10 protein-coding genes are annotated in these 12,289 nt (G+C 37.5%); all 10 read right to left on the reverse strand.

Going from position 1 to position 12,289, the window contains the following annotated elements:
• Positions 1–155: 155 nt before the first annotated feature.
• The 10 genes from B2118_RS02670 to B2118_RS02715 all read right to left on the reverse strand — a co-directional run bounded on the left by B2118_RS02670 (position 156) and on the right by B2118_RS02715 (position 11,729).
• Entirely contained in the window at positions 156–1,268 is a 1,113-nt protein-coding gene (locus tag B2118_RS02670; RefSeq protein WP_428053100.1) for a glycosyltransferase family 2 protein, read from the reverse strand.
• Positions 1,269–1,271: 3 nt separating this feature from the next.
• The gene (locus tag B2118_RS02675) at positions 1,272–3,377 is read right to left on the reverse strand and encodes a glycosyltransferase (RefSeq protein ID WP_428053102.1); all 2,106 of its coding nucleotides are present in this window, start codon (positions 3,375–3,377) and stop codon (positions 1,272–1,274) included.
• Positions 3,374–4,675, reverse strand: coding sequence for a UDP-glucose dehydrogenase family protein (locus tag B2118_RS02680; RefSeq protein ID WP_428053103.1), 1,302 nt, complete (start codon positions 4,673–4,675; stop codon positions 3,374–3,376). The genes B2118_RS02675 and B2118_RS02680 overlap by 4 nt, the downstream gene beginning before the upstream one ends.
• 1 nt (position 4,676) lies before the next feature.
• Positions 4,677–5,636 (reverse strand): UDP-glucuronic acid decarboxylase family protein, encoded by a 960-nt coding sequence (locus B2118_RS02685; RefSeq protein ID WP_428053105.1) that lies wholly within the window; start codon positions 5,634–5,636, stop codon positions 4,677–4,679.
• Complete coding sequence (locus tag B2118_RS02690; RefSeq protein WP_428053107.1) at positions 5,633–6,592, reverse strand: glycosyltransferase family 2 protein; 960 nt, start codon at positions 6,590–6,592, stop codon at positions 5,633–5,635. Before B2118_RS02690 ends, B2118_RS02685 begins: the two co-directional genes overlap by 4 nt.
• Entirely contained in the window at positions 6,589–7,578 is a 990-nt protein-coding gene (locus B2118_RS02695; protein WP_428053109.1) for a glycosyltransferase family 2 protein, read from the reverse strand. Before B2118_RS02695 ends, B2118_RS02690 begins: the two co-directional genes overlap by 4 nt.
• Before the next feature lie 943 nt (positions 7,579–8,521).
• Positions 8,522–10,009: a phage terminase large subunit gene (gene terL / locus B2118_RS02700; protein ID WP_428053111.1), complete on the reverse strand. Its 1,488-nt coding sequence runs from the start codon at positions 10,007–10,009 to the stop codon at positions 8,522–8,524.
• Positions 9,993–10,403 carry a DUF5681 domain-containing protein gene (locus tag B2118_RS02705; protein ID WP_428053113.1) on the reverse strand — a complete coding sequence of 137 codons (411 nt, stop codon included), beginning with the start codon at positions 10,401–10,403 and terminating at the stop codon, positions 9,993–9,995. Before B2118_RS02705 ends, terL begins: the two co-directional genes overlap by 17 nt.
• Entirely contained in the window at positions 10,393–10,743 is a 351-nt protein-coding gene (locus B2118_RS02710) for a DNA methyltransferase (protein WP_428053115.1), read from the reverse strand. Before B2118_RS02710 ends, B2118_RS02705 begins: the two co-directional genes overlap by 11 nt.
• Entirely contained in the window at positions 10,722–11,729 is a 1,008-nt protein-coding gene (locus B2118_RS02715; protein WP_428053117.1) for a ParB N-terminal domain-containing protein, read from the reverse strand. The genes B2118_RS02710 and B2118_RS02715 overlap by 22 nt, the downstream gene beginning before the upstream one ends.
• Positions 11,730–12,289 lie beyond the last annotated feature (560 nt).

A 12,289-nucleotide genomic window follows, 5' to 3' on the forward strand; every position in this document is an offset into this window, starting at 1 on the left:
TTAAGAACATCGCCACGGCGCCATCCAACGCGCCGACAGGCACCGTAAGCGCCACGCCCAAGCACGCCCGAAACCAATATGGCTTAATATACGGCCACATGCGGCGGAAATTAATAATAAGAAGATTTTTAGAAATAAGTTTTTTCATAGAAGGTCTATAGTCGAATTCTAATAATACCGAATAAACGGATATTTCTTTTTAAATAATCACGTTTATAAATTTCAATACCAAAAATAAACAAACGTTTTTCGCGCCAATTGCATTCTTGGCGCCATAAAGTTAGCTTTCCTAATGACAATATTTGTTTATCAACGCGCAACACCTGTTCTAGCGCATCAAAATTTCCCTGTTGAGCTAAATATAACGGGTATTCCACATAGTTGCGCGAGTCAAATGGAAAATTTTTAATAAAACTCTTGATAATACTTTTATCTCTCTCGGAAAAGGAGTTCCATCCAAATACTTGTCTCATTAAATACAATGTTGTAAAAAACTGTTCAATATATTCAATAGGCAGTGTTGATTTTTTTAGGTGTTTTATTAAAAAAAGACCTGTATGTTGCCAAGATTGAAGATGTGTCCATTTATCTGCCTTTTGTGGATCTTGCCAATAAATAGCCATTATGGATTTTTCACGCAGACGATAATGATAAAGTGGAAGCATTAATCCATAGACCGAATGTGCAACATAAAGATATTGGCTAACAAACGAATCGTCATCGTGTTCCCTAATAGTAGGGAATGAAATATTAAATTTATCAATCAATTCTTTTTTAAATATTTTATTCCACAATACTAAATTGATTAATTGTTTACTATCTGAAGAAATAATTTTTTCTCCTTCAAATTTTAAATAGTGATAATTAAGTTTTTGTTTATCTCTACCGAAACTGTCTCCCTCATATTCCAAAATACAATTGCAACAGACTAAATCTACCTTGTGGAAATGCATGCAGGAGTACATTTTTTCACACATTGTAGGCTCGTACCAATCGTCACTATCACAAAACATTACATACTTGCCTTTGGCATGTGACAATGCAAAATTGCGTGCTACACCTGGTCCCGCATTCTTTTGATGTAAGATACAAATGCTAGGATATTTTCTGGCATAAGTTGTTAAAATAGTGTGAGTTTTATCGCTAGACCCATCATCCACAACAATAATTTCTATATCCCTAAATGTTTGATTCACAAGAGAATCTAAACACTGGGAAATATATTCTTGTGTGTTATAGGCACACACTAAAATGGAAATTTCTGGCATAAATTATTTCAATAATTTTCTGATACGCCTAACCTCATTATGAAAGACATGCTTTTTATATAAATAGTGCTGCCTTTTTTCGCCCCACGTAAAATTTGACAAAATACGGCATCTCAAATAAGTCCAATATGCTTTAGGAAAATTTAGAATATCTTTCAATGGAAATTTATATGAAGGACTATATCCTGTACGTACCGTATCAAATAAAATTTTTTCATAAAAAGGGCTTAGGCGTGCATACATCCACCATTGAATAGAGATTTCATTTGATTTCCAATGTAAAGTATTCCACGGCTTAAACTTTGAACAAAAATGCAGAATTTTTATAGATTCAGGTTTGGGATAAGTTGCTTTACCCAAGATATTTCCATTGTTAATTTGCACATTCCACGTTTCGTCCAATAAACATACCTCGGAATAAAATAACATATTCCAAATGTTTTGGTCGTGAAAATAAGCCGTATTTTTTTGGACTGCTTCTATAATATTGTGCTCATATTTATTTGTATTGATTTTAGAAATATCTAAAACCAATACTCCTGAATTTACATATTCATCCAAATGGGGTAATTCCATTGTTTGTATTGCATATTGATAAAAACCCGGAAAAAGAAAATCGTTTGTTGAGTTAACTTTAGAAACAAACAAATCTTTAACTGCCCCTAATGGTTTATTGTGTAAGGGAATATGATACAATTCGGAAATATCTGTATTCACAATTAAATCACAATCTAAATAAATGACTCGCTTAAAATTAGAAAAAATAATTGGAATAAATAGACGATAATATGCAGATGGTTTTATATTGCGTAAACTCATCCAAGAATCAATATGATATTTTGCAACATACTCTTTCATATCATAAAATCGAATATTAAAATTCTTTTGGACTTTAAACATATTCGTTATTATACGTTGTGATTGTCGAGATATATTGTGATTGAGTATTACAATATCATAGAAATATTGTGGTTTAGAATGTACTTGAATTGATGACAATGTAACAGATAAAAAAGGAATAAATGCCTCATCGCAATTAAACACTAAAGCACATTTCTCTAAGAAGATAGGATGTAATATCAAATTTGGAATGCTCTTTCGTCGTTCTCTCTTTTTTTCAGAAGCAAAGGCGTCCAACAAATTTGAGGCCTGGTAAAAATCCCCATTGTAAATATATGAGAATAAACTTTGAATAGGAGTATGTTCTGACCAAATTTTCAATTTAATTTTATGTAACAACAACTTCCACTGTGTTAAAAAATCTTCTTTCCATTCATCAGGGACCTGTAGCCAAGCAAAAAACAATTCATTGTAGAGAATTGTTTTTAAAAAAACAATATTTTCTTGAACAATTTTATGCTGAACCAAAAAATCATACAGTAAAGATAGAATATCACTTTTATCTTTAATATCTTGAAAAACGATTTGATTCCCATAATATTGATGCATAATAGAATTTGGGACGCTATAATGGTGATATAATTTGTTATCTAGTAAAAATGATTGCTTGGAAATGGTCAAATATGCAAATACAAAAAAATTATCATCTGCTTTATGTCCAACTGGAAATTCGATATGATATTTACGAACTAATTCTGTTTTAAAAATTTTATTCCATAGATAGACATTTATTTTTGATTTTTCCTCTGCAGATAAAACTTTTTTACCGTTTTTAAACGGGAAATAATATAAGGATTCAATTTCAAAGTTATTTGAATCATATGCATATGTATTGCACATTACAAAATCTGTGTTATAAGTCATAATATTTTTGTGCATTTCTTCGCACATTGTAGGCTCATAACAATCATCTGCATCACAAAACATCAGATATTCCCCACGCATATTCTTTAACCCCACATTGCGAGCCTTAGCAGGGCCAGAATTTTTTTGCGAAAATACACGTACGCGACTATCTAGCTGTTGATATCTGTTTAATATTTCTAAACTTCCATCCGTTGAGCCATCATTAATGCATAAAATCTCAATTTCCTTGAATGTTTGATTGATGAGTGCGGTTAAACATCTATCTAAATATTTTTCTGCATTATAAACAGGAACAATTATTGAAATTTTTTGATTACTTTGATTGGATTTTTTATATTTCATTTTCCTACTCCCACATACTCAAATCCGGCAGAGGTTACATCCTCTACGCGGAATGTATTACGCAAATCTACTATGCGTTTATGCTTCATTAATTTGGCTAATTTTTCTAAATCCAGTTTTTTAAACTGGTTCCATTCTGTTAAAATTACCAACACATCTGCCCCTTTTACGGCTTCATAGGCATCTTTGGCATATTGCACCTTATTACCTAATAATTTTTTTGCATTTTCCATTGCTTTGGGATCGTATACAGTCACTTTGGGGCCGGGAACAGCCAATATCTCATTTAAAATCTCCATTGATGGGCTTTCCCTGCAGTCATCTGTTCCGCCTTTAAACGCAAGGCCTAAAACCGCAATTTTAGGCGATTTCTGCCCCGCCACCATATCCAGCACACGCTTGGCCATTTGCTTTTTACGTAAATCATTTCCTTTAATGGCAGCTTCAATCAGGCTTAAATCCACCCCATTTGTACGACCCATATAAGCCATCGCATTAGTGTCTTTCGGAAAGCAACTACCGCCATAACCCGGTCCTGGATTTAAAAATTTAGGACCAATACGGCTATCGGCCCCCATGCCCAGAGCGACCTCATACACGTCGGCCCCTGCTTTCTCGCAAAAGTTTGCCATTTCATTAATATAATGAATTTTAATAGCTAAAAAAGCATTAGAGGCATATTTAATAGTCTCGCTAGAACGGCGTTTTACAAACAACATATTGGTTTTGCCTTTGAACGGTTTATATAATTCCAAAATGACTTCTTTAGCGCGTTTGGTATTAGCCCCCACCACAATGCGGTCTGGATGGAAGAAATCATATACAGCGAAGCCCTCGCGCAAGAATTCAGGCAGAGATACCACATCAAAATCGGCAGTGGGATTCTTTTTGGAAATGAGCATTTCAATATCATCCCCTGTACCGACAGGAACAGTGGACTTTGTAGCAATTACAGTATATCCACGCAAATATTCAGCTAGTTCAGTAGCCGCCGCGTGTATATATTTCATATCGGCTTCTTTTGTAATGGGGTGTGGTGGAGTTCCAACAGCAATAATGACTAAATCAGCATTTTCCACGCCATCTTTCATTGATGTAGTGAAACAAATTCGTCCGGCTTTGACATTTTTATGAAACAATTCTTCTAATCCTTCTTCAAACAGGGTTATTTTCCCTTCTTTAAGGGCATTAATTTTGCTCGGTTCTCTGTCAATACAGGTGACTTGGTTCCCTAATTCAGCCAATCCAACACCAGTGGGTAGCCCTACATAACCGGTTCCAATAATAGCGACTTTCATCTTATTTTCCCTCCATTTTGGTTTTGAAATAAACTATTGTTTTATCCAACCCCTCCGACAAAGCTACCTTCGGTTCCCAATGCAGGAGTTCTTTCGCCAAGGTGATATCAGGCTTGCGGTGGGTAGGATCATCTTTGGGCAAGGGTTGATAGACTAGATTATGTTTACCGCCAATTTTAGAAATTACTAATTCTGCTAACTCTTTAACGGTAAATTCTCCTGGATTTCCCAAATTGACTGGGCCCGTGATTTCAGCCGAACTATTCATCATCCGGATAAAACCTTCTATCAAATCATCTACATAGCAAAAAGACCGAGTTTGAGACCCATCCCCATATAACGTGATGTCTGCCCCCTGCAAAGCCTGACAAATGACATTGCTTACCACGCGGCCATCTTCGGGGTTCATAAAGGGACCATAGGTATTAAAAATACGCACAACCTTAATATCCAAACCTTCTTGACGGTGATAATCAAATAGCAAGCTTTCCGCACAGCGTTTTCCTTCGTCGTAGCAAGCGCGTATACCTATAGGGTTGACATTGCCGCGGTAACTTTCAGGTTGCGGATGTACTGCCGGTTCTCCATATACTTCCGACGTAGAAGAATGGAAAATGCGAGCATGGTGCTGTTTGGCAAGTTCGCACATATTAATTACCCCAAATACACAGGTTTTGGTAGTAAAAATTGAGGCTTTTCCCTGATAATGCCGTGGAGACGCCGGACATGCCAAGTTATAAATCTGATCAATGGATTCGGTAATTTTTAATGGATTAATAATATCATGCTCTATAAATGTAAAACGAGGATTATCCAACAAGTCCCGTACATTATCCAAACTTCCTGTGTAATTATTATCTACACAAATCACTCTATGCCCTTCATGAATTAGACGTTTACATAAATGAGAACCTAAAAAACCAGTTCCACCCGTAACTAAAATACTCTTGCTCTCACTCATTTTCTCTTCCTCTCTAAATATTTATGTTTTAGTATGAAATACCTGTAAAGAAAGTATCTATCAAAACGATGTCCTTTGAAAATTAGCCATCCACTTTGATATAAATCCTCCAATTCTTCGCTAAATGCTTTCAGCATAAGTCTTTTTTGTTGTCCTGGACTATGCTGACAACGATAAAGTTGGTTTTTTAGAATACATGGGATGAAATCTTGTTTTAAGAACAATGCTTCTTTGTGCAAATTGGGTTTAGAATACAGATTAATGATAGAAGAAATTGCATGATAGCACGCTTGGATATGTTCTACACAAAACGGCTGATTAGACAATGATTCCGGGGTATTTCTATAGCCATATAAGGCAGTATTTAATAATACAGTAGATGGTTTTTTTGCTAATACGGCATAGATGAACGGCAAATCTTCAAAAACATACTCATTATCAAATGTAATGTCTTTAAGTAGGTCTTTTTTATACAATTTACCCCATACCACATAATGAATAAATGAACTTCCCAACATAATGGGATTAGCTGTGAAGTTCATATCCAGAGGTTTATCTTCTAATTGGGCAAAAGCAGGAACGGTTGTAAAAGAAATATAATTCCACACCACAAAAGAGGCAGAATATTTTTTGGCAGTTGCAACGGCTATTTCCAGACATTTTGGATGTAACACGTCATCTGCATCTAAAAATAAAATATATTTTCCGCGTGCCTTGCGTAATCCTAAATTCCTTGCTTGTCCAACCCCGCAATGGGTTTGTCTGAACACACGAATACGTGCATCTTTAGAAGCGAAATGGGAAATGATTTGTACGGAATTATCAGTAGAACCATCATCAACCACTATAATCTCAAAGTTTTGATAAGTTTGAGTTAATACGCTATGCGCACACTCCTCTATGTAGTGCGCACTATTGTAAGACGGAATAATAACAGACACGCTTGGGGTTTTCATCTAATCACCCACGCAATATATGGAATTTTTGAAACAGAAGTATATTTGCAAAATTTACAAAATATGGTTAATTTCCACTGCATATAAGCGGTGCATAATGGCATAATTTCCGGCACAAGACAAACCGCTTGTTTACAAACTTCTTCTTCCTGCCTGCCCATGGGGAATTTACGCATTCTGCGAATTGAATGTAAAAGAAGTTGGCTCATTAAATTCCATGCGGTTTTGTCCGTAAATTTTCTGTTTAGCAGTTCTTTGCAGACAAAACAAATATTTGAAAGCGTCCCTATAGCCCAAGCCTGTTTATTGCTTGAAAATGAGTGTGAATTACCGATCCGGTAATAATATAAATATTCATTTAAAAATGAAATTTTAGAAGCATACAAATACATTAAAATTTCAAAAGATATATCTTCAGCCACTGCATCATTAAGAAATTGAATATGATGTTTTTTTATCAAGGAAGTTTTAATTAGTTTAAGCCATACTTGCGTATCGTCCAACGCTGCTTGTATACGACAAACAGGCTTTTGAGCGGGCTCTGGATGCTTAAATTCCTTATACACTTCATCACATGGGATTAACTGGTTGTTAGTTATATCATTGAGGTAATATAATGAACGGACAATATCACTTTGGCAAGTGATTGCTACTTGGTAAAGTTTCTCTATATAGTTAGGAGAAACCTTATCATCTGCATCAATAAAAGCAAAATATTCGCCATGTGTTTTAGTTAATAAACGATTTCTGGTAAAAGCAGCCCCGCGATTTTTCTGATAAAAAACATGTATTCGTTTGTCCATCTTGGCATAACTTCGCAAAATAGCAGGACTATTATCTGTTGATCCATCATCAATACAAATGATTTCTAAATTAGGATAGGTTTGATTTTTTATAGAAACGAGGGTTTCAGGCAGATACTTGCCCGCATTATACACAGGAACCAGTATACTAATAAGTGGTTGCGAGGTGTTATTTTTTTTCATAAAAAATTCCTTTCCCTTAAAATCGGGAGAAAAGGACTTGTGGAACTCTTGGCAGAGGTATTCATAAGTCCCTTTCCCGTTCACACGCCGTGCTGTAGCGTATGAAAACGATGGAACCTATTGAATTTATTCACTAAGGAAGAAATGAAATGGAAGTAAACAAAAACGGCTGAATAATTCCGAGGCTAATCCCAGTCCCAGTCATTAAACAGCCGTAGTTCCACATAATTTTATATGCGGAACATTCGGCAGAAGACAAAGGGCTCATGACTTCCCTCTATCTTCTGCCTAAACCAGCTGTTTTGGGACGGGATTAGCACGTTATTAAACGACTTCCTATTCTTCAATAGGATTCCCAAAACAGAATAAATTGTAAGCTAACCACTTTCTGTGGCTGTACTGCAAAACTCCTATTAGAATTTATCTTTATAATACCATATTTGCTAGGGCAATGCTATTTTTTTCAAAAGACATATTTATGTATAGGCCCTGTGGCCCAAGATTTTTAATATTTTAAACCTTATACTATGCACTATATATAAGCAGTGAATAAAAAGGGAAGGTAACTTTACAGAATGTGTAGAACTCGACTTTGGTACAAAAAGTTTTTATTTTACTTTCTATGTACTAGAACCATTGTTTCGTATATGTTTTTTATGTGTTCGGCGGTGGTGGATAGACCGTAAAGACTACCCATTATTTGGTTCAAAGATTTTTCTTTTGCGCCGTCCTGGGCGGAGGCTATATTTGCTCCTGCAAATCCGCGGCCAATTCCACTAATAATTGTAAATGATTTGTTAGTATTGTTAATTTATCCATAACTTTTGCTCCTTTTGATTCTAGGCGGAGCGCCTGTCTGGCTCCGCACTTACAGTACGCCTTACTAATGGGGGCCAAGTCAAGTGCCCCGGGCTTTTGCCCGGGGAATACTGTACGGTGTCAACTAAATAAAATCAAAGCGTTTTTTAGCCTTAAAATTAAGAAGTTGTGTCAAAGCATCTACTTGGTCATCGTGCTTTGTATTGGGGAATCCTAAAACTTCGTGCCTAAAATCATCAAACCACTGTTCCTCGGTATCCGGCAATAGGCAACCGCCCTGCTCTAAGAGGGGTGTAATATTTAGGCAACGCGTCTTTTTGTCCTCCGTGGGGTGTATAAAATCCACCTTATCCCCCAATGGTTTAAGGGCCTGCTGGAAGCCGATTCCACAGCCAACATCTTCTACTAGCACCCTAGTTTCTAGCATTTTACCAGGGTACATTATTAGTTTGCCCAAGCGTTCTTTCTGCTGAGACATATACTCTTTGGCTGCTTTTACCAAATCTGGCAGTTCCAGTTTCCAACGCTTGATATCTAATATGTAATACTTATTATGGGAACGCATTGCACAAACGCATACACTATAATCATTTGTCGCTCCCGTTTTTGTGGCAATATCCCAACTAAACACCAACTGCCAAAGTTCTATTTGCCCTAAACAGTGCTTGTGGATTATTTCCTTTACGTTATACCGTGGGAACCAGTCCCAATGGATGATATTTCCCCCTTGGGCCAAAGGATCCTGTTGGCATTGGCACGCAAAGGCCATTGCGCCCAAGGATTGTTTGGTTTCTTCAATCCTATCCAGCCCTTCTCGCACCGGATGCAGCGGTTCGCCAACTTTACGGATATAATGATGCGTAATGACCTTATCCCCAAGATATTTGTTCCATTGCCAATGTTCTTCGCGTACCGCAACGAGAGGCATTACTATCTGCTTAAACCCGGCTTTGCTCTCCAATAAATAGCCCGTTAAATCCTGCTCGTGCGTGCGCTGCATAATAAGCAGGATTTTGCCCTTATTTTTATCATTTAGGCGGCTATACAGCGTATTTCCATACCACTCGTTTACTTTATTACGTAGTAAATCCGAATTGGTATCTGCTGGTTTAATCGGGTCATCAATAATCAGCCAATTACCACCCCGCCCCGTTAGCGTTCCACCCACCGTTGTAGAATAGCGCCCACCGCCCTGTGTGGTTTCAAAATCCATCAGTTCGCGGCGATTGGATGCTAAACGAGTTCCCGGAAACGCCCGCTTATACCAAGACGTTTCCAAAATACGCCGGCAGTCGGCCGCCAGTTTTTTGGCTAATTCATCGGCATAACTTACGCATACAACCGTTTCTTTGGGGAATTTTCCCAATATATAGGCAGGAAGCGCCACCGAGCAAATAATGGACTTCATATACCGGGGCGGAATATTAATGATTAGGCGGGTATTTTCCCCACATAGCATTTTTTCTAATTCCGCACAAATCACGTTTATATGCCAATTATCTAGGTATTTCGTCTGCGGGCTAACTTCGGCAAATACTTTCCTAACAAACATCTTAAAGTCGTGCCGCAAGAAAGCATCAAAGCGTTGGGTTTCTTTATTTTGTTGTATCATTGAGCGGTCCTTCCGTGTACTCCTTAATGGTTTCTTCTAATAAGGTTCTATCATCTTGTCGCAACCCCTCTACTCGCTGCGCGATTTCTTCCTTCAGTCTCTCATTTTTTTCAAAATAGTCCAGCATTGTTTTTTGTGCTTTTGCATTGCCATTGAGCGCATCCATTCCCGTTTTACGAAGGATGGCTTCTGGCACCGGAATACTTTTTTGTTTCCCATTGTGGACGATGCGCACACGCTCATTTTGCAGTTTTTCAACTGCTGTAAATAGGTTTGTGCTTCCCTTAGGACGGCCCTTTTTATTACCGCTGTATCCCGGCTTAAATTGTGTATGTTTGGGCGGTTTGCCGTACCCTACTTCATAAGAATTGCTTACTGTATTATTATTTTCCATTTTCATTTTCTCCTCTTTTCTTCTCTAAAAGTAATTCTTGATAAGTCTTCCCTGTGGATATGTGTATGGCACTATGTCCCTTTCCTAGGCTTTCATAGCGCCTAATGGCCGTATCTATATATCGTGGCTCCAACTCGGCCCCATAACAGATACGCCCAGATTTTTCTGCGGCAATTAAGGTACTGCCAGAACCCAAAAAGGTGTCTAGTATTATTCCGCCCCGGTTAGAGGCGTCCAATATGGCATCTTTGATCATTTCCACCGGTTTTACAGTAGGGTGCATCGCCCGCTTTTCGGCATTTTCCTCACTAGGTGTATTTACACTGGGATAGCACCACACATTGGTACGTATCTACCGTGTACCCCTAGTTCCACATTGTTAATATGTGGCTCCTTGCCGTGTTTGAACATAAAGATAAGTTCGTGCTGGGAACGATAAAAACTACCCATACCGGCATTATCTTTCCGCCATACGCATAAATTTTTAAACTGGTCATATACCCCAGCAGCCACTATAATTTCTTTAATATGACGCCAGTCCATACAAATATAGTGCAACGAACCATCTTTACTACACTCACAGAGTCGCTCAAAAGCGGTTTGCAAAAACTGAGTAAACTCCTCAGAGCTCATTTCTCCAGAGGCAAATTTAAATTCTTGATGTTGCACATTTCCTGCCCCGCAAACGTGTCCATTTATTTTCACGTTATATGGTGGGTCCGTAAATACCATATCGGCTTTTTTATCTTCCATTAAGGCAGTTAATGTTTCCTTTTTAAGGGAATTTCCGCAAATTAGCCGGTGTTTGTCTAGTTGCCAAATATCACCCTCTTGGCTGACAATTTCATTATCTGGGATAAAGGGGATATTATTTGCTTTTGGGTCTATTTTGGTTTCTTTTCCCTCTAAAATAAGGTCAATATCTCCCATATCATATCTCGTAATGGTAAGAGGCATATCTAACTTTAATTCATCTAAAGCCTTAAACTCCATTTGCAATAGTTCTATGCTCCATGTGCCTAGTTCAGCCAGTTTGTTATCTGCAATACGATAAGCACGCTTTTGCGCCTCGGACAAATGGCCCAAGCGTATAACGGGCACTTTTTCCATATGGGCCAGTTGTGCCGCCTTTAATCGGGCGTGCCCAGCGATTATTTGCCCTTTTTCATCCACTAAAATAGGATTAATAAACCCAAACGATTCAATAGAGCGTTGGATTTTGATAATTTGCTTGGAATCGTGTTGACGGGGATTATTGGGATATTCCGCCAAAGTATCCAAGGGTATATAGACGACCGCAAGGTCGCTTGGTTTGTTTTGCGTCATAATACCTCATTAATTTGAATTTGAAGCGGTTTGCTTCAGGTTTTTATACCAGTTGTCCTTGGTTTGTACATCAGGGCGGAGTCCCCGTTCAGGCTGGGGTTAGCCTAGCAGAGTATTCTACCCCTATGCTGGGGGTGCTAGTAGGGTCCAAGAAATTGACTCCTCCTGTTTCGCCATTAACAGACCCTGTGGAGCAGTTTTACGTGCTCAATTAAGTAGGTATGTTAGCACAAAATTAGCAGATGAGTCAAATGATTGCTATTTATTTATTATAATAAATAGCATTGAAAAAATAAGGATTTTTACATTTTTACGACTAAAAACTGTTAAAAAAATTTGTGCTCTAAGGCCTTTTATGCAAACACTTAAAAATTAGGCTTTAAAAAACACATTTTTTAATAAAATTTCTGGTCTTATGGCAAAAAGGAAACTCTAATCCTCGCATAAATTACGCAAAATATGCGTAGTTTATGTGTAGATTTCATCCATTTCTAGGCTTATCTTGGCTTACTCCTACAACTTGCATACTAAACCCCTTGCATATTCAAACAATACGTATA

Source organism: Candidatus Avelusimicrobium stercoris (assembly GCF_002437085.1).
Classification (GTDB): Bacteria; Elusimicrobiota; Elusimicrobia; order Elusimicrobiales; family Elusimicrobiaceae; genus Avelusimicrobium; species Avelusimicrobium stercoris.

What these genes read in the sequence shown, in the direction of transcription:
- B2118_RS02670 (WP_428053100.1), bottom strand. Translation starts at nt 1,268, where the DNA reads ATGCCAGAAATTTCCATTTTAGTGTGTGCCTATAACACACAAGAATAT.
- B2118_RS02675 (WP_428053102.1), bottom strand. Translation starts at nt 3,377, where the DNA reads ATGAAATATAAAAAATCCAATCAAAGTAATCAAAAAATTTCAATAATT.
- B2118_RS02680 (WP_428053103.1), bottom strand. Translation starts at nt 4,675, where the DNA reads ATGAAAGTCGCTATTATTGGAACCGGTTATGTAGGGCTACCCACTGGT.
- B2118_RS02685 (WP_428053105.1), bottom strand. Translation starts at nt 5,636, where the DNA reads ATGAGTGAGAGCAAGAGTATTTTAGTTACGGGTGGAACTGGTTTTTTA.
- B2118_RS02690 (WP_428053107.1), bottom strand. Translation starts at nt 6,592, where the DNA reads ATGAAAACCCCAAGCGTGTCTGTTATTATTCCGTCTTACAATAGTGCG.
- B2118_RS02695 (WP_428053109.1), bottom strand. Translation starts at nt 7,578, where the DNA reads ATGAAAAAAAATAACACCTCGCAACCACTTATTAGTATACTGGTTCCT.
- terL (WP_428053111.1), bottom strand. Translation starts at nt 10,009, where the DNA reads ATGATACAACAAAATAAAGAAACCCAACGCTTTGATGCTTTCTTGCGG.
- B2118_RS02705 (WP_428053113.1), bottom strand. Translation starts at nt 10,403, where the DNA reads ATGGAAAATAATAATACAGTAAGCAATTCTTATGAAGTAGGGTACGGC.
- B2118_RS02715 (WP_428053117.1), bottom strand. Translation starts at nt 11,729, where the DNA reads ATGACGCAAAACAAACCAAGCGACCTTGCGGTCGTCTATATACCCTTG.